The organism is Konateibacter massiliensis (assembly GCF_900184995.1).
GTDB classification, from domain to species: Bacteria; Bacillota; Clostridia; order Lachnospirales; family Lachnospiraceae; genus Lachnotalea; species Lachnotalea massiliensis.
Window position 1 is genome coordinate 787,175 of record NZ_LT860098.1, and the last position, 19,244, is coordinate 806,418.

17 protein-coding genes are annotated in these 19,244 nt (G+C 37.7%); 5 read left to right on the forward strand and 12 right to left on the reverse strand.

Features of this window, described 5'->3' with window-relative positions; genetic code table 11:
* Window position 1: 1 nt before the first annotated feature.
* The 5 genes from CTY48_RS04845 to CTY48_RS04865 form a co-directional block, all read right to left on the reverse strand.
* Complete coding sequence (locus CTY48_RS04845) at window positions 2–1,597, reverse strand: response regulator (RefSeq protein ID WP_099467386.1); 1,596 nt, start codon at window positions 1,595–1,597, stop codon at window positions 2–4.
* Window positions 1,598–3,100, reverse strand: coding sequence for a sensor histidine kinase (locus CTY48_RS04850; protein ID WP_099467387.1), 1,503 nt, complete (start codon window positions 3,098–3,100; stop codon window positions 1,598–1,600). It lies immediately after the preceding gene.
* A complete protein-coding gene (locus CTY48_RS04855; protein WP_099467388.1) occupies window positions 3,078–4,109 on the reverse strand; it encodes a sugar ABC transporter substrate-binding protein in 1,032 nt (343 codons plus the stop codon). The genes CTY48_RS04850 and CTY48_RS04855 overlap by 23 nt, the downstream gene beginning before the upstream one ends.
* A gap of 255 nt (window positions 4,110–4,364) precedes the next feature.
* Window positions 4,365–6,998, reverse strand: a complete 2,634-nt coding sequence (locus tag CTY48_RS04860; protein WP_099467389.1) for a hypothetical protein — start codon at window positions 6,996–6,998, stop codon at window positions 4,365–4,367.
* Window positions 6,999–8,023: 1,025 nt separating this feature from the next.
* Complete coding sequence (locus CTY48_RS04865) at window positions 8,024–10,312, reverse strand: hydratase (protein WP_099467390.1); 2,289 nt, start codon at window positions 10,310–10,312, stop codon at window positions 8,024–8,026.
* A 445-nt stretch (window positions 10,313–10,757) separates the two neighbouring features.
* On the opposite strand from CTY48_RS04865, the gene CTY48_RS19560 reads away from it, so the two are divergent.
* Complete coding sequence (locus tag CTY48_RS19560) at window positions 10,758–10,910, forward strand: hypothetical protein (protein ID WP_180272638.1); 153 nt, start codon at window positions 10,758–10,760, stop codon at window positions 10,908–10,910.
* Window positions 10,911–10,924: 14 nt separating this feature from the next.
* Here the strand turns inward: CTY48_RS19560 and CTY48_RS04870 are convergent, their stop codons facing one another.
* Window positions 10,925–12,016, reverse strand: coding sequence for an acyltransferase family protein (locus tag CTY48_RS04870; RefSeq protein WP_099467391.1), 1,092 nt, complete (start codon window positions 12,014–12,016; stop codon window positions 10,925–10,927).
* Between the two features lies 1 nt (window position 12,017).
* Window positions 12,018–12,647: a GNAT family N-acetyltransferase gene (locus CTY48_RS04875; RefSeq protein WP_099467392.1), complete on the reverse strand. Its 630-nt coding sequence runs from the start codon at window positions 12,645–12,647 to the stop codon at window positions 12,018–12,020.
* A 102-nt stretch (window positions 12,648–12,749) separates the two neighbouring features.
* On the opposite strand from CTY48_RS04875, the gene CTY48_RS04880 reads away from it, so the two are divergent.
* The gene (locus CTY48_RS04880; protein ID WP_099467393.1) at window positions 12,750–13,562 is read left to right on the forward strand and encodes a MerR family transcriptional regulator; all 813 of its coding nucleotides are present in this window, start codon (window positions 12,750–12,752) and stop codon (window positions 13,560–13,562) included.
* A gap of 135 nt (window positions 13,563–13,697) precedes the next feature.
* Here CTY48_RS04880 and CTY48_RS04885 read toward each other — a convergent pair whose 3' ends face one another.
* On the reverse strand, window positions 13,698–14,201 hold the full coding sequence (locus tag CTY48_RS04885; RefSeq protein ID WP_099467394.1) for an RrF2 family transcriptional regulator: 504 nt from the start codon (window positions 14,199–14,201) through the stop codon (window positions 13,698–13,700).
* 236 nt (window positions 14,202–14,437) lie between these two features.
* Between CTY48_RS04885 and CTY48_RS04890 the strand changes: the two genes are divergently transcribed.
* Complete coding sequence (locus tag CTY48_RS04890; RefSeq protein ID WP_099467395.1) at window positions 14,438–14,812, forward strand: pyridoxamine 5'-phosphate oxidase family protein; 375 nt, start codon at window positions 14,438–14,440, stop codon at window positions 14,810–14,812.
* A gap of 137 nt (window positions 14,813–14,949) precedes the next feature.
* Here the strand turns inward: CTY48_RS04890 and CTY48_RS19565 are convergent, their stop codons facing one another.
* Window positions 14,950–15,117: a hypothetical protein gene (locus CTY48_RS19565; RefSeq protein ID WP_180272639.1), complete on the reverse strand. Its 168-nt coding sequence runs from the start codon at window positions 15,115–15,117 to the stop codon at window positions 14,950–14,952.
* A gap of 145 nt (window positions 15,118–15,262) precedes the next feature.
* Window positions 15,263–15,457 carry a recombinase family protein gene (locus tag CTY48_RS04895; RefSeq protein ID WP_099467396.1) on the reverse strand — a complete coding sequence of 65 codons (195 nt, stop codon included), beginning with the start codon at window positions 15,455–15,457 and terminating at the stop codon, window positions 15,263–15,265.
* A gap of 398 nt (window positions 15,458–15,855) precedes the next feature.
* Between CTY48_RS04895 and CTY48_RS04900 the strand changes: the two genes are divergently transcribed.
* Complete coding sequence (locus CTY48_RS04900; RefSeq protein ID WP_099466478.1) at window positions 15,856–16,140, forward strand: transposase; 285 nt, start codon at window positions 15,856–15,858, stop codon at window positions 16,138–16,140.
* On the forward strand, window positions 16,137–17,051 hold the full coding sequence (locus CTY48_RS04905) for an IS3 family transposase (RefSeq protein ID WP_099466477.1): 915 nt from the start codon (window positions 16,137–16,139) through the stop codon (window positions 17,049–17,051). The genes CTY48_RS04900 and CTY48_RS04905 overlap by 4 nt, the downstream gene beginning before the upstream one ends.
* Window positions 17,052–17,326: 275 nt before the next feature.
* Here the strand turns inward: CTY48_RS04905 and CTY48_RS04910 are convergent, their stop codons facing one another.
* Both CTY48_RS04910 and CTY48_RS04915 read right to left on the reverse strand, forming a co-directional pair.
* Complete coding sequence (locus CTY48_RS04910) at window positions 17,327–18,262, reverse strand: fibronectin type III domain-containing protein (protein WP_328587789.1); 936 nt, start codon at window positions 18,260–18,262, stop codon at window positions 17,327–17,329.
* Window positions 18,259–19,143 carry a hypothetical protein gene (locus CTY48_RS04915; protein ID WP_099467398.1) on the reverse strand — a complete coding sequence of 295 codons (885 nt, stop codon included), beginning with the start codon at window positions 19,141–19,143 and terminating at the stop codon, window positions 18,259–18,261. Before CTY48_RS04915 ends, CTY48_RS04910 begins: the two co-directional genes overlap by 4 nt.
* Window positions 19,144–19,244: the final 101 nt, after the last annotated feature.

Here is a 19,244-nt window from a genome sequence, read left to right on the forward strand (position 1 = left end):
CCTACCCCCTTCCCTCCTTGTATTCTGTCGGTGTCACTCCAATGTTTTTCTTAAATATTCTGCTGAAATAATTCGGGTCTGCATAACCGATGCGAAGTCCGATTTCCTTCATACTCATATCCGTATTATTCAGAAGTTCCTTCGCCTTATTCATCCTTATATTTGTCACATACTTAACAAAATTTTCTCCTGTCTCCTCCTTAAAAAGCTTGCTGAAATAATAGGGACTTATGTCAACCTCCTTGGACACCTCGTCCAACGAAATATCCTTATGATACTGCTTCTCAATATATTCCTTCGCCTTGTCAATGATGGTGCTTGAGGTTTCCTGCTTCTTCCCTTTTACATTCTGGCAAGCCTCCCATGTTTTTTCCAAAAACCAGCGTCTTATTTCATCGTTTCCTTGCATTTGATTTAAAACTTCCAGATATTCTGACCTTGATCGGAATTTATAAACCATACCGCCGCTCTCATAGGCAATGTGCTCCGACCATAGCACAAATTCTAAGGCTTTGAGCTTAATATCATCCCTATATTCTCCGTGTTTTTCCTGCATCCAGTCAAAAAACTTCTTAGCAATCTCATTGCCCTCCGCCACATCGCCGCGTCCCACGGCATCAAAAAGTTTTTTCTCAAGCTCAATTGGATAATCTTCCTCATAATCACAGCCCAACGGCAAATCCTCCACATGCGCCACACTTCCTCTCGCATGTAGCAGCGCCGTAAGAGCCTCGTTGTAGGATTCCACTGCTTGATTTATATTTTTGACGGAGCCAATTCCAATCCGAAACTGTAAATCCATTCGGCTTTTTAGCTTTCTCGCAAGCTGTCTTGCCTTCTCAATCAATTCAATTCTGGCATCATAGTCCATGAGCTTCTCATCATACGGTATCAAAACAGCAATCTTATTTGCCATGACAGGACCGATGATGCCCGGAAAATAATCCTTGATGCTGTCACGGATATCCCGATAATTGGATTGAATTCGAATACCGCTACCCACCGCATTTGTCATATGATTGTTTTCCTGATTTTCTCCACACACAAGCGAAAGCATGTAACCGTAATCCACATTGATGCCAAGCAATTGTTTATAATTCTCAACATCTTCCTCAAAATGCTCCTGAAATAAAATAGAATAAATCAAGCCACTCTCAATAACAGGGACTACATTTTCCAGTTTTTCTCTTATCATCAGGTCATTTCTTCTCTTTTTTCTTTCCTGATCAATAATTCCCATTGCCCGTCTTAGAATTTCTACAATTTTATCATGTAAAATCGGCTTATTAATATATTCCATAACACCGAGATTAATTGCTTCTTTCGCATAATCAAACTTGTCATAGGCACTCACGACAATGAAAATAACCGATGAATTGTGCTTCCTGATTTCCTTCATCGCCTCAATCCCGTTAATCCCCGGCATCTGAATGTCCATAAAGGCGATATCGGGCGAGAACGTTTCTGATAATTCGATGACATTTCTTCCTGTTTTTGCGTATTCTACAACACATTCATCTTCAAAATTTTTCTCAATGATAAATTTTAATGCATCAATCACAATTCCTTCATCATCCGCCAGCATAATCTTGTACATCTATTTTTCCCCCTCCGTTATCGGAATATAAATCGCAACCTCGGTTCCCATATTTTCTCCAACACTTGTAATTTCCATTACATCCTGCTTTGAGTAAAACAGTCTGAGTCTGTTTATTACATTGTCAAGTCCCACGCCGTTTGAATCCTCTGAAATATCCTTTTCCTTCAGCTTACTGCTCATCACTTTTTCAATCAGCTCCTGACTCATGCCGATGCCGTTATCTCTCACGCTGATGCAGACATGATCCTCTTCCCGAAACACAAGAAGTTCAATCACGCCCTCCCAGTCGATATCTCTGATTCCATACTGAATACTATTTTCCACAATCGGCTGCAGCAGCATGCTCGGCAGCCTTACATTTAAGTATCGTTCATCAATATTCTTCACAAACTTAATCTCACCGGAAAAGCGCACATTCAAAATATAAATATAGCTGTCCACCAGATCAATTTCTTCTCTGAGGGTAACGGATTCCTTGTTATTTTTTACGTTGTATCGGAAAAAATCTGCCATATTCTGAATATAGCGGTAGGTTTTATCCGCCCCTTCCATCATAGCAAGCTGTGCCCCCGCATTCAGCGTATTAAACAAAAAATGAGGATTAATCTGTGCCTGAAGATAACGAAGCCTTGCATCCTTTAAATGATTCTCCATCATCAGCTCTTTTTCCTTCATGGAAATTTCCAGCTCCATGCTTTTCTTAATCTGCTCAATATAATTTTGAATGCTTAATACCATTTGGTTAAACGCCTTTGTTACAACCTCTATCTCATCTCTTGATTCAACCTCCACAACCGGAATATCAAAATGCCCCTTTGCCACGAGATTTGCCGCCTCCGAAAGCTTGACAATCGGATTAATCATCTCCCTCGTAAAAAGAATAATCAGGATAATATTGGCTATTGCAATTACAATTAAAATTCCCATGCTCAAAACCTCTGAATATTTTAAGGAGGACAAAAGCAACTGGTAATTTCCTGTATTTTCCTTAAACTGTTCGTTATTTAGGCTGTAAATATAGGCGTTGATGTACTGATACATCTCTGCTGCCTCATCGTAGCTTACTCTGTATTTTTCAACATTCCTGCCGCGCTTATACTCAATGGTCTTGTCCGTTATCTCAAGATAGCTGAGAGACATATTTTTTATGTTTTTCTCAATTATTTTACTATCATCATTTACGATATCGGAATTCAGCCCATTCATCAGCTTCAAATACTTATCTTCGTTCCTATAATAAGCTTCCATCGCATCGGAGGTCTTCGTGTTTAAATACTCCTCCATCGATTCCTGAACCTGCTTCAAAATAGACTGAAGTTCATTTAAGTTAACATTGCTGATATAAACCTTATCAATCTCTGAAATCATTTTATTCATATTCTGGTTCATAATCATATTCACGACTAATAAAATGCAGGAGGTAAATAAAAATACTGCAATCAGCTTTGTCTGTATGGAAAACCGGATACCATTCCCTTTACTCTGCCGTCTCTTCGTCATAATTCAAATACTCCCCAACATTTTCTTTGGTGATAAGGTTAATGTCTGCCGACATATATTCACTGACATGTCCGGTATTGCTGTACTCTTGCAATGCGTCGATACAGTATTCTCCAAGCTCCTTGTAATCAATGGATATCGTTGAATTGATTACCTCTCTGTCGATTGCGTTTAAAATTGTATCGGAAGTATAACAGCCCATGATATTAACCACACCTACCTTGTTATAATCGACCACCGCCTGGTAGGCACTCGTGGTGCTTACCTCGTCAAGGCAGATGATAATGTCAGGCGTTTCCTCCTCATTGATAAAAATATCGCGAACTGCCTCCTCTGTTCCAAACGTGCTTTTGTTATTAATAGCAAGGGCATTCAGGTGATAGTCCTCATTTCTTTCATCACCTTTCAGTGTATCCCTGATTCCCGCATAAATAATATTTTGTATCGTATTATCAGAATTGGTATTCATCAGCACTAAGATATTTCCACCTTCCGTCGTCTTCAACACCTGCTCACCATATACCTGACCCATGCTGTAACTGTTTACTCCCACAAAGCTCTTGCGTCCACTGTTGGTGCAATCAGATAAAACCGTTATGACCGGAATACCTTTTTCCTCCGCTTCACTGATTATATCACGAAGCCCGTTGCTCTCATCTCCCTCAAGGATGACTCCATCAACGTTCGAATCGATTGCGATATCCAGAAGCTGACTCTTTGTGTAGTTGACTGCCAAGTTCTTACCCGACAGCTCCAAATAGATATTATTCTCCTCCGCTTCCTCCTTCGCACTTTTATAAACTCCCTCCCAAATGGTGTCGGAGCTATCATCCGCGATGAAAGCGTAATGCTTTTCATACAGTTTGTATTCCACCTGATTCTGCTGTTTTACCTTTAATGAATTTTGAAAATAGAGCAGACTTCCTCCGGTTGACATAATTATTACAACAAAGAAGATAACCAGAACCCATATCATTGTTTTATTCGATAAAATATTTCTTTTTTTCATGCCTAAACCCCACGTCAATCAATTATGCAAATATTTATTTGTGCATCACATACATATTATACAATACTTTAGTAACAATATCTATATTTTTTACTCACTTCAACCAAATACATATGTTTTCTTCTGTTGTTTTTTGTGGGTTTTGTATAGTTTTGTTGGTCGTGACAAAGCAGACAAGTGCATATTAAAAAGGCTATTCGCCTCTTTCAAGACGATAGCCTTTTTTGCATTTACAAATTTTATCTTGTATTACTTTTATATGATGTCTTCAAAATCGCTTTCCTGTAAGATGACTCTTTTTTCCTCATCATATCTTCTCTTCATAATGACATCCTTTAGACGTTTGAATTTCTTCTTATTATTCTGTGCAATTGCCTTATCGATGATGTCCTTTACCTGCTCAATGGTAAGGGCTTCTTCATCTTTTTGGATATTCCCAAGGCATGTATACAGTGCAAGTATTGCCATATCATCGATAGCGTACATCAATGTCTTTGCATACTCTTTTCCGAATTCAACCAGCTCATCATTATTGTATTCCGGCAGCTCTATCCGGTAGGTTATCTGGTTTGCAAAATCTTTATCTCTGCCCAGCACGCCCTCTATTCCGGCTTTTGTATCCTCCAGGATAAGCATAATCTCTTCATTTGCCTCACGAATGGTTGACATAATATTCTTAATTGCCTTTTCCGTAAGATTTCCGGCTTTTTCAATAATTAAAACGCCGCCCTCCATCTTGTCCATCAAGAGCTTCATATCCTTCGTATTAAGGGAATTTGCAGATATCTTTGCAACCTTGGCACTCTTTTTATTCTGTGCCATCTGAACACCCTTCGCAATTGCCATTCCAAGCGTTGTTTTTCCGGTCTGCTCATTACCGATCAATGCGATATTCCCCGCCTCAAAAGGAATTCCCTCTTGATTTGCCGCATTCATCGGAGCAAATATTTTATTTAATGACTTTTCTACACCGCGCACAGATAAAAATGCTGCGAAAAGCTCCTGCTGGCTCTTCGTCAATCCGCCTGGCTGACTTTTCTTACTCTCATCTGCTTGCCTGCTGTCATCCTCTTCGTCCTCCAGCTCATCCTCAATCATAGCTTGAAGATTCTTCGGCAGGCTGGACGTGATTCTTCCCTCAATTGCCGCAGCGGCGTTATCATCATCCTCCGCTTCATCCAAAACCGGCTGGCCTGATTGTTCTGCAATATTCGAGGAAACCTCGTTTTCTTCCTGCGCAAGCTCAAGCTCGGCAAGCGTCTGCTCATCCAATCCTACCTCATCTAAATCAAAGTCTTGGTCATCCGCCAAATCTGTCATTGTTTCTATTGAAGCGTCCTCATTCAAATCGGCTTCCGATTGGCTTGCTTCCTCTAAGTTCACATCCGCTAAATCTGGCTGATTTAAATCTACTTCTGATTGGCTTGCTTCATCCAAATTTATCTCCGCAATGTCTTCATTACTCAAACTTATACCATCTAAATCAATCTCTTCCAGCCCGATATCTCTCGTGCTCAAGTCATCCGGCTCATTTTCCAGCGTAGCTGCAACCTGTGCCAGTGCCGCATCCTCTTCAAGAAAGCTCGCTTCCAGTGCCGCTACAATTTCATCACCGTTTGCCTTCATCTCTTCCTCAGATATGATAAGAGCAAGCTTTGCCATAATATTTTCCGCTTTTTGAAGCGCTTTGCCCTTTGTCTCGTTCAGACGCTTTAATTCCGCTTCCTTGATTGCTACTTCCGCCGCAGATTTCATCTTCTCCCATTCATTCAAAACATCCTCGATTTTCATCTGACCCGTAATCTGTTTTTCCAGAATGTTTGCCTCCGGCATATAAAGACTTATCTGTCCGTCATTTTCCTGCGCAAGTATTCTGTCGAAGCTCACCTTCTCATCCGGTGCATCTTTGGAAATCTCCATCTCACCCGGCATTTCAACCTGTAAAGTCTCCGGCACTATCTCATTTTTCTCAAGCTCTTCATCAAATTTCAAATCAAGAATCTGGCTGTCTTCCACCAATCTTCTGATATTTTCCATCGTCGTGTCAACAGCTTCCTTCTCTGTTGCACTCATAATCTGTTCCATGCTCTTTGCAAGCTCCGCCTGCAAATTGATGGTATCATATTTTCCAAGGTTAACCGGCTTTATTTTAATGTCATCCGGGTCTACCTCCTCAGAAAACATCTCCTCTGTAATTACTTCCAACCGGGAAGTGTCCAAAAAGGCACTATCGTCCTCTTCATCCTCGTCGAAGAATTCGGTTTCTTCCTCCTTGACATCATTTCTGTGCTCATACTTCTCCTGCTGCTCCGACGTCAACGGGCGGTAAAGCATCTTCAGCTCCATTGCCTTTTCTACATACTTGCCCTCACTAAACCAGAGAATAATCTCATCGCACTCTTCGATGCACCTAGAGCCCATTCCTGCTTCGTGATACAGATGAGCCAGCTCATAAGCCCATTCCTCGTGATATTCTCTCTCCTTAAATGCCTCCATAATAGGAATCAGTTCCTCCGCAGAAGCACCCTTCGCTTTATAAATCTTGTATTTTAAAATATCAGCCGCAATATCTCCCGGTGATAAATGCACAAATTCTCGGTAGTAATCAATTGCTTCCTCATAATCTTCCATCTTGATTGCGAGCTCTGCGAGCTTGTATACCATCATTCTTCCGATTGGCGAACGGTCATAAGCCATCAACAAAAGTTCATGGCTCTCTTCGTATTTTCCGTTTTTCTCATAAATATCGCTTACGGTACAAAGCATGGAAACATTTTTTACTCGTCTCCAGTCAATCGTATCTGCAAGTTTCATTGCAGCTTCAAAATTTCCCTCATTCACAAGCTTTCTGATTTGATCCGCTTTTATTCTGTATTCATACTTGTCCATTACCAATCCACCTCTGCCATTGTCCGCACAATGTTTTTTGTCGCCTACACTGTATTTAGTGTATCATATGGGTATTATCTTGTCAAAAAAAAGCTAAAATATACGCGATAAAAAACGAATGTACACAGCAAAAGAGAATTTATGCCAAACATAACATAAACTCTCTTTTGTGATTTGATTCTATTCAATTGTTTTTATTTCAATTACTTTTCATTTCATTATTGTTTTTCATTAATCGGAGGCTTCTTTTGTGATTTACGCCTGTGTATATTGATATACTATGTATTTCCCATTTCATCAATTATTGACAGTTGCAATCTGATATTTCAAATGTCTTTCACAGTACATTTTCAATGCTTTCACAAATACATTTTCTAGAATTATTCATTAATTTGAATTCTTGAATTCTTTGCCAAGATTTCTCGTCTCTCAACTTGAATTCTCAATTCGCATTAACTAATATTTTCTATGAATCTATCTGCTTTCACACTTTTATAAAATGTTTCTTTACACATTCTATAAAACTATCAGACTCTTTTCGTGACTTCCTTCAATATGTGGGTTTTCTGATCACTCGTATATATCTCCGGTTTCTTCTCTCCGATTCATTTCTCATTTGTTTTTTTCCGGAATTCTCTATATTTAAATTACACAGACATTTTTTTAAACCCCGTCACGGCATATTGAACGATTGACTCTTCTGGCATTCCCACTGGAATCATCCTCTTTCCTTCGAATACTTTTAATTAGTTTTTTCTCTTTCTAATTATTCGTATTGTCTTATATGCTTTATCTCTTTGTTAAGCTAATCTTAGCATAAGAGTCTTATTTTGTCAATGCAGTTTGTCATTTATTGTATTATTATTTTTCTTTATGTCGCTTTCTTTTTTATATTTTGTTTATTGTATTAATTTTCATGTATTTTCTGTTTTTATTATCAATAGTGAAAATATCCCATTTCCTATGATATAAAAACAGAGCGAAAAATGTGTTTCATGCATTCTTCGCTCTGCTTTGTTTTAATTTTAGTCTCTATAGGTATTAATCAAGCATCCTTTTAAAATAATGTTTCTCTCATCATCTGTCAGCTCACCCATCCTCAGAGTGAATTCCTTCAGTGTGTCTCCCACAACGAACGCCTTCATTTCCGTCTGCTTTTCCTCAACTGCTTTTTTGATATCCGGCACGAAGATATAATCACCATTCTTAAACGGAAGCTCCTCTTTATCAATAATAAATGGAAGCATACCCCAGTTAATCAGATTGGAGCGGTATCTCTTTGTCGCATACTCATTGGCAATATTCGCCCAGCCACCGAGCACTCTCTGACATGATGCAGCCTGTTCACGAGCGGAACCGTCTCCCGGCTTCACTGCAAAAATCGTACTTCCGATTCCTGTATTTTCATTATTTACAGAAGCGTATTTCTCTTTGATTGTCTTAAATACAGGTTTCAGCTCGGATAATGCTTCCTCCGGTGCCTGTCCTGCTCTTCTTGCATTCTCTGCCTGATGCACTTCCTTTGCTCTTCCTACATATTCCGGATCTTTTCTGGAAAGCGTAAACTCTGCCAGTCCAATCGGGTTAGAGCGGTATGAGGAGGTCTCTCCGGACGGAATTAATTCGTCCGTTGTCGTAACAGGATCATGAATCTCAGATACAACCTTAATCAGCATATTGTCAGTAAGATTTGACATTTCAGGCCAATCCTTAATATTTGGACCAAACTTAATCTCAACGCTTGGGTCTGCAACTCCCTTGCTGTCAAATACACGATTTTCATATATTGTCTTATCAAAGAAATATTTTGGATTTGTAAAATCAACATCCATATCTGTTGCCGCTGTCAAATATCCCTTGTTTGCTGCCGTAGCCGCAATGGAACGAGCATCCATAAGTGCAACTGAAGAAATTTGTCCGTTCTGCAGCTTAGAGCCTTCGCGGTTCGGGAAGTTTCTTGTTGAGTGTCTGATACTGAACGCATTGTTAGCCGGTGTATCGCCCGCGCCAAAGCAAGGTCCGCAGAATGCTGTTTTCACAACTGCTCCTGCTGCCATCAGCTTCGCAACACTGCCGTTTTTCACAATTTCCATATAAATCGGAGTACTTGCCGGATATACACTCAATGTAAACTCATCCGATCCGATACTTGCGCCGTTTAAGATATCCGCCGCATCACAAATATTTTCAAAGCCGCCGCCTGCACAGCCTGCAATAATTCCCTGCTCTACATAAAGCTTTCCGTTTCTCACCTTGTCTCTCAGGCTGAAATTCACTGCTCCGCCAAGACTTACAAGTGCCTTCTTCTCACAGTCTGCAAGGATATCCATCAGGTTGGCATTCAACTCCTCAATGGTGTAGGTATTGCTCGGGTGGAACGGCATAGCAATCATCGGCTTTACCTTGCTTAAATCCACATAAATCATACCGTCATAGTAAGCAACCTTGTCCGTATTCAGCTCCTCATAGTCTTCTTTTCTTCCGTGAATTTCATAGAACTCTTTTATTGTGTCATCTGTCTTCCAAATCGAGGAGAGACAGGTGGTCTCTGTTGTCATTACGTCAACACCCATTCTAAAATCAGCGCTTAAGTTCGCCACTCCGTCTCCGATAAATTCCATTACCTTATTGTTTACATAGCCATTTGCAAACACTTCACCGATGATAGCAAGGGCAACGTCCTGAGGTCCTACGCCCTTCTGCGGCTTTCCGGTAAGATAAACGCCCACTACCTTCGGCATATTAATATCGTAGGTTTTGGACAAAAGCTGCTTAACAAGCTCCGGTCCTCCTTCTCCGATTGCCATTGTTCCAAGCGCTCCATATCTGGTATGGCTGTCGGAGCCAAGAATCATCTTGCCGCCGCCTGCAAGCATTTCACGCGCATACTGATGAATAACCGCCTGGTGAGGAGGAACATAGACACCACCGTACTTTTTCGCACTGGTCAGTCCAAATATATGATCATCTTCATTGATTGTTCCGCCTACTGCACAAAGGCTGTTGTGGCAGTTGGTCAGTATGTAAGGAATCGGAAATTTCTCCAGTCCTGACGCTCTTGCTGTCTGTATAATTCCTACAAAGGTAATATCATGGGAGGTCAGCTTGTCAAATTTCAGCTTTAACTTCTCCATGCTTCCGGATGTATTATGTCTTTCTAATATACGATATGCAATTGTTCCTTTTGCTGCTTCTTCCTTGGAAGGAACCGCAGAACCCAGCTTACTGCTTAATGCTGCGCTTGCTTGCTCATTGTCTTCAATAATTTCAGTGCCATTTAATAAATATGCACCGTTTTTGTATAATTGTACCATTCTGTTTCCTCCTCTTTCTAAAAATCGTACTAGAAAATATTATAAAGGTATCTGATTGTAAAGTAAAGTGGTAACTTTTTATTTCAGTCACTTTGTGTTGTATTTCCGCCATGCTGCTTATAATTTAGTCGGCAAATCACATTTATAAAAGCACACACATCTACCGTCAAATTATGAATATCGGGTATCCTGCCGTAGAAATATTTATACAATTTTTGTTGTGTGGCTAAGCCCCCATATCCAATTACAGAAATATTTTCGAAGTCCTAAACCACATTGCAAAATACGATTGTTATATAACTATACCTTATTTCGTGAGTTTTTACAAATCAAACCTCTTATAATATGATTGATGATTAAAAAAGGCAAATAGTCAAAATACAATTTTGATATAAATATTGTTTGCAAACGCTCAATTATAGCTCTATGAATGGAGGTTGAATTTGTGATAGCTTTACTTATTTTGGAAGTTTTGCTGCTAATTGCTGCATGCTTCTTTATTCCAAAGGTGGTTTATTCCCCTAAGACACATGAATTTGCAAAGACTCAGTATAATAAATTTCTTCACAATCTGTATGGGGATGAGCATGAAGATTAAACAAGTCTATATATTCATAACCGTTGTTTCATATGATTCCATACCCAAGTGAAAAACATACAGACAACAGCAATTAATACGCCGATTGGAATAACCCAATAAACTGTAAGATTTCCAAGCCCTAAGATTTCCTTTATCGCTATACTATAGGTGATTAAAAGCCACTGCATAATATAGATGGTATTCAGATTTGCCGATATATATTTCACGGTATTTTGTATTCTTCCTTCAATCAAACAGGAAAAATAATAGTATACAGATATGGAAACACCTATGATACTTGCAATCCATAGGGTGCTGATGAAGTTCTGCTGATAATAGGAATCTCGTGCACCCACAAAATAGCATCTGACATCAATTCCCAACGCAACGCTTCCCGCTGTAACACTGATTAATGCCACAACACTAAGCCACAGCACTCTGCTATAAAAATTATGTTTATCACTAACCCGCCGAAGCAGATAAGCAAAGCAGATTCCCATAACCGGATATATAAGCCACAGCGTTGCAGGAAATGCGATATAGTGATTTGTATAGAACATCAGTCCCAAAACATACTGTAATACTTTAGGAACAGAATCAAAGGAGCCTATAAAAAGTGTTCCAAACACCTGAAAAACAAGAGCTGCACACAGCAGCATCCAAGGCTTTAAGGATAATTGCTTCATCAGCGCCACAAGCAGAAATGCCATTCCTGCAAACTGCAATATATCTATGGTTCCGATGGTATCGATTAACGCCTTTTGATAGTCTGTTTCCAATTCCATTCCCTTTGCAATTATCATGAGCAAGGTTTCTCTAAAAAAGTTTAACGCATATCCCATCAGAATTAGCTTAACACCACGACTGGCAAATTCCTTTGGAGAATCATGCTTTGTATATACCATTCCTACTCCCATGGCAAACATGAAAATCGGTGCAGCCATGGGCGCCCCAAAAAATTTAATAACCAAATGTAAAAAGCTTTGCGGCATGATACTGCTGTCCAATACACTCATATTGTCGCAGACATGAACAATGACCATAAAAAAGATTGCAAGAGTCTTTGCCACATCAAATTCAAACTGTCTTCCGGTATTTACTTCTTCTTTTACTAATATCGACATCTTATTTAACCTCATTTTCACCTACCATTTGCTTGCTAAACAAAAAGCATGTCAACGGAACTTCTTTTCCAAGCTGCAGCATGATATCCTGACTTTCAACTTGTTCAAATCCACGATGCTCATAAAAATGATAGGTGCAGTTGGTGTCTGTGAATAGATATAACAACTTGCCAGCCTCCCGTTGTTCCAGTTCTTTCATCATGTAAGAACCTATGCCTTTCCCCTGCATATTAGGATCTGCAACCACAAAACATATTTCACCGTCAGGATTTGCCCTCTTCTTATAATTTTGAAGCATTTTCCTGTTTGCATCCTTATAAGAAAAATCCTTGTCTCTTAATATGACTTTCATAATGAGCTCCATGGTTTTTACATAGAGCCCTTTCCAAATGGATCGATACCTTTTAGGTTCTTCCCTCACATCAGCCAATACTAATCCAACAAGTTTTCCCTCCATGTAAGCCGCTATCATTTGTGTTGCTCTTTGCATTTCCATATACAAGAAGTATTTTCCGTACATATAGAGTTCCTTTTCATTTTCCATGTATCGGTTGAAGTTCATCCCCTTTACGGCGAATTCGATTGCCTTATCATAATCTTTTCTTTCTAGTTCTTTTAATTCAATCCGCATATTTTCATCTCCCTTGTTTTGGTGTATAATCGAATCATAATGTATCACGTTACGTGACTGTCAATCAAAAAAATTATGAAATGCAAAACCAAGGAGAATAATATGCAGGACAATCTACTTCTGACAACAGGTCAGATGGCAAAACTACACAAAACAACAAAACGTTTGTTACAATACTACGATGAAATCGGTCTTTTTTCTCCGGCTATCAAAGGTGAAAATGAATACCGCTATTACTCATATGAGCAAAGTCCGGAATTGGAAATCATCCTTTCCTTGAGTGAGCTTGGAATGAAGTTAAGTGAAATCAAGAATTATCTTACTTCACGTTCTCCTGAAAATTTATGCTCTCTTCTTAGAGAAAAACAAAAACTTCTCAGAGAAAATCTTAAGAACTTTCAACTGATAGACCAAATGCTTTCAAACCATATAAATAACGTGGAAAAATCCTTTCAAATTCCTTTTAACTCAACATATAAGGAATATCAGCAGGAAGAACATCTGCTTGCTACACCTGAGACAACAGAAGATTCCATAGAAACAATTTATAAGACTATTTCAGGAACCCTCATTAATACCGATGAGCGCCATCTATATTGTCATATATATGGCTCTATCCTTCCACAGTCCTCCTGGCAAAATCACGATTACACAACATACAATCGCTATTATTTCAAAACGGTAGCGCCATCCGTTGGAATGCCCTTATTAAAAAAGCCAGCGGGCAATTATCTTTGCATCAACTGGCTTGGGAACTGGGACACGCTTAAAAATGCTTATTCTATTTTAATAAAGTATGCCGAGGATAATGACATAGCATTAACAGGGGATGCCTATGAGGATACTATCCTTGACGGTTTTTCTGTGCAAAATGAGAATGAATATGTCACCAAAGTCATGATTCAGATTGCATGAATCTCTCTAAAACATGAAAACGAATGACAAACAATAATGCCACTCGTTTTGTTTAACATATTATATATTATTATCCTTCATCTACAATTAGCATTGTTAACACGTCTGCAAGAATTCTCATAGAGGCCTCTACTATTACTTTATTCGATTTTTAAACCAATTGTTTGTTTCATCGACTGTATCTTGTGTAAGAATATTATTATAAACTTCACTATGCAGCCATTCTAAGGTTTTCGTACTTAAGTACTTTTTCATTTCCTGCTCTGCTTCTAGCATTACAACACTTATCAAACAAGGACATTTTGTATGCGATTCCGGCAAATTATTCTTATCTAATAGTATATTATTTTGCCTAATTTCTGCACACTGAAAAAATGGCTCATTTCCCTCGACTGCCTCAACGATATCCCAAAATGTTATTTCGTTTGCTTCACGTGCAAGTTCATATCCACCTTTTGCACCTGGCACTGATTTTACAATTCCAGACTTGCCTAACTTTGTATATACTTTAGACAAATATGTTTCTGATACTCCTTGAAATGCTGCCAAATCTTTAATACCGATTGATTTCCCCTCTTCGATATTAACCATATATAACAAACAATGGATCGCGTATTCTACTCCAACCGAAAACTTCATTCTAACTCCTTCTAATGCTTGATTTATCCTATTCTTATTCTACATATTATAATTAATTGAACTCTATCATATCATATTTTCTTTGTATTTTCCATTTATATGTATTGACATTTCTATTTTTATATTGTATTTTAATTACAGACACATTTTATCCGCGATAGTATTTATCTGAATTCCAAAAGATGTGTGATATAGAAATATAGTAAATAATCTAATAAAAAGGATGGTATTTTAAAATGTTAACAGAAAAATTATATGAAGTTTTAAATCACGAAGGTGTTGTTTCTATTGTTTCTTGGGGAAATGACGAACCACATGTAACAAATACATGGAATTCCTACTTAGTTGTTACTGAAGATGAAAGAATTCTAATTCCTGCTGCAGGACTTCGTAGTACAGAAGCTGATGTTACTGTAAACAATAAAGTTAAAGTAACATTGGGCAGTAGAGAAGTTATAGGATTCAACGACTACCAAGGAACAGGTTTCTTACTTGAAGGAACTGCTAAATTCTTTGACTCCGGAAAAAACTTTGAAATGATGAATGCAAAATTCCCATTTGCAAACAGAGTTCTTGAAATCACTGTAAATTCTGCAAAACAATTATTATAATGGGATTAAGGATTAGAGATATAAAAAGGGGGATGTCGCACTAGCTGTGATATGCTCCCCCATATAGGACAATAAAATGTAAAAGTCCTATATGGGGTATTTATCATGTCTACTTTAGAGGGATCATATCAAGTTCTCTAATCCTCTTTTTTCTTCTTAAAATGATAATAAAAAGCAGTTGAAGCAATCATAACTGCAAAGACTATGTACATATATAAATTAGACATATTTAGTATCCGAATAATACCTACCAAAAGAATACAAATAATAATAAAAATATGCATGATATATGATTTGTTTTTCATGTACCCCTCCACAATAATATAACTTGTCTGATTTTATCATGCAGTCAAAAAGAATGCAACCCATAGCTATTTGGTTTACCAGTCTGACTTTTTTCTTTTCTAAACATTCTACAATTTCCATTAGGACCTTGACACTTCTGCTTAGTCAGAAAAAATCCAGTATGTAAATTTCATCACCCTCACGCACATACTCTATCATAAGTTGGAGTTGTTCCCTCTTGGTATCCTTACCCGATACCTTCTCCGTAAACCATTTGTCAATTTCATGTTTCTCTAATGCTTCAGTCTGTCTTTCCTCATTTTGCTCTACTGTACTTACTCTCACATATCCTATTCTCATATGCCATCCGCCTTTCAATAAATAAATTTCAGGCTTAAATCGCCATGTTAAAATAGGCTACACCCTTGTTATGCAATTCCTGCTATCTCTAATTTTGTAAAAATAGAATTATGTAGGATTGGGATTTGGCACTATTTTTTTCATGTAAATTTAAACTTACCTATATTCATTTATTGGCAGGTTTTGTGGCATACCCTTGGTAACCAAAAAGTAGGACTAAAATGGTTACCGGCTATTGGGATTTGGTGGTTGCTTACGTTTTATAAAGGAATAGTACCTTACACCCCAAAATAAACAAAATATTGATGTTAGAATTTAAATAGTACAAGTCAAAATGAGAAATTCCAATATAAAAAATTATGGTACAATACTTGTACTGAATCATGGAGGGTCTCATTATGCCGAAGAACTATGACAAACAATTTAAATTGGATTGCATCCAGTACTATCATGACCACAAGGAGCTTGGTTTGATTGGCTGTGCCAACAATCTTGGAATCAGCCACCAGTCTATATCAAGATGGCAAAGAGAATTTCGTGAGACAGGTGATCTCGAATCTAGAGGCTCTGGAAATTTCTCTTCGGATGAAGAAAAGGAGATTGCCCGTCTTAAGCGTGAATTGCGCGACACACAGGATGCACTTGATGTGTTAAAAAAAGCCATCGGCATTCTGGGAAAATGACGCAAGCCATTTACCTCGAAGTATCTGAGAAGACAGAAGCTTCCAAGAAAAACGGACGCCGTGTTTCTGTCTCCAGAGTGCTGCGAATCTTAGGCGTTTCACGATCGGGATATTTCGCATTTTTAAGAAAAACTCCTTCAAATACACTCGTACGAAAGAAAACTATAAAGGCCAAAATAAGAGAGATTTATGATGGCTCCAAACAAAACTATGGTGCTCCCAAAATCACCAAAGAGCTCAAAAAAAAGGGAGAAGTTATTGCAGAACGAACGGTTGGTACCTACATGAAGGAAATGGGAATTAAAGCGCAATGGGTAAAACCATGGACAATCACTACAAAAGATTCTGATTTTAGTAACGAACTTCAAAATATCCTTGATGAACAATTCAATCCTGACCGCCCTAACGCTGTTTGGTGCACCGATATCACTTATATTTGGACCGTAGACGGATTTGTCTATCTGACAAGCATTATGGATTTGTATTCCAGGAAAATCATTGCATGGACACTTTCAGAAACGTTAGAGGTTTCTTGTGTAATTGATGCCATAACCAAAGCAAAAGCACGTCGCAAAACAGATCTTCCGTTGATTATACACAGCGATCGCGGCTCTCAGTATGTTTCAAAAGCCTACAACGAAGCAACCGAAAATATGAAGCGTAGTTATTCAAAAAAGGCCTTCCCATGGGATAATGCATGTATTGAATCATTTCATGCACTCATAAAACGGGAGTGGCTGAACCGATTTCATATCCTCGATTTCGACCAGGCTTATCGCCTCGTATTTGAATATCTAGAGGCATTTTATAATACAAAACGTATCCACAGTCACTGTGATTATATGTCACCAAATGACTTTGAAAAACTATATGAGCAGAGCCAAGATGGCCGCCTGCTTCTAGCAAGTTAATGTGAGGAATTTTTTCTCATTTTAACTTGTACTAAATCTTGACATAGGACCACTCTTTTTCTGGTAGATGATTGTCTACTCATGATTGGTGCTATTCTCTTATAGTCTAGTGATTAGGGTAAACATTACTTCAAAACCCTCTGTATCGTTTAAATTATGTTGATTTGGGCATAAAAAAGAATGTTACATTCAGTGGTATGCTGAATGTTACATTCTTTTAAAACTTTCATTATATGTATTCTTATATTTCTTAAATTTAATTCTGTTTATTACTGTTACTTCGTCTTAGCAGATATTGTAACTGCCTCTCCGGTTTTTGTACCGTAAGATTGTTTATTCTCTGCAACAACTTTAAACTTGTACTTGCTTTTTTCTGTCAATCCGGTGACACGATAAGATTTCTTTGTCACCGTATCAAGTTTTACCCATTTTTTTGTTGTATCATCATACTGGTAAACATTATAACCGGTGGCATTTTGAGATTTATTCCATGTCAGATTTATAAAATTTTCACCAATCTTTGATGCTTTTAGTTTAGTGACCTTATCTGGTTTTTCCATCGCTTTTGTTTTCTGCGTGATAGTAGTTTCTTTACTAACAGTTGTAGTTTTATCATTATTACGATATGCCACAACTTTGAATTTATAATTCTTATTTGGCTTCAAGTTTTTTACTGTATAATTGGTTTTACTTACTGTTGCTATTTTATCCCAACTATCGCCATTCTTCTGATACACATAGTAACCAGTTGCTTTGCTTGCTTTACTCCATGTTAGTTTCATGGAGTCTTGCTTTATTTTAGATACCTTTAATGAGCTTATTTTACTTGGTTTAACAGGTGTTGTATCAACTACTTTCATCCCTAATATATTTTTACAATAACCATATACAAAAGAACTTTTTTCGGCATGAACTGTAACTTTCTTTTCAATACCCTGAAATGGATTAGAATCAGTCCAATTGTAAGACATTTTCTTTACAGTGCTTGGTAAATATGCATCTTGCAATGCAGTATTTCCTATAAATGCTAACATGTCAATATGCGTGCAACCTTCTTCAATAATAATAGTCTTTAGTTTCTTATTCTCGGCTAGTGCACTTACTCCAATATATTTAACCGATTTTGGTATCGTCAGTTCCGTTATATCTGTATTAGTAATTGAACTCGCATCAATTGCTTCTACTGTGTTTGGTATTATTAAGGTTGTTATGCATCATATGTATGAGTACTAGTTCCTGTACTTCCACCTGTTGCTCCATTTCCATTGTATGATACATAGTAAGTATAAGGGTCAAATTTAACTTCAAGTGTTACATTATTTCCTGGAATGTCTTGTAAATCTACCATGATAGAAAAATCTTTACCTGTACCTGGAGTCCATGCACTGATGGCTGTGGTACTCCAACTCCATAATTGCAAATCAACTTCATTTGTTCCATCCTTTATTTTAGCTACACCTGCTTTTACCTCGGTGTCATAAGGTATTAATCTTGCAAGTGAATCATTTGATGATGTTACAGCTGAAAGTTTATATCCTACTGTTGGATATTTAATAGTCAGTTTATAACTTTTTCCTGCTTGTCTTACAAAATTTTTCTCTCTACTTGTATTATTATATGTATAGCTATCTTTACCAACTAATCTTATTCCATATGTAGATGATTTCATATCACCTGAACTTGGAGCTGTTATTCCTGCTCCTATCTGACCCATGTATCCGGGATAACCTGCCATTGTCTCTTTTGTTACTGTAGTATTAAATATTGATAAGTCTCCTTTAGCTGTGGTGTTAGCTGTTTTTAACCATTCTCCTAACCATATGTCATAAGCACTTAAATTTGGAGTAATAATATTTACATATGTACCATACAAACCATCTGTTGTACGTACATTTAGTGTTACACTTCCTGTTTTGTTTGCAAATTTTTTATTGGCTGTATTATTCCCATTGGCTGGGTTTGGATATGCGTATGGTACTATTATAAAAAGCGCTGATACTAATATGGTTAAAATAGTTAATACAATTAATTTTTTCTTATTTATGTATTTAAATAATTCTTTCTTGTTATTAAACCTTAAGCTCGCTCTCATTTGTTCTCACTCCCTTTACTTCATGTAATTACATAAAAATCCAAGTACGTTTCAACTTGGATTTTTATGACTATAATATACTCTAACTAATTGCAAATTAT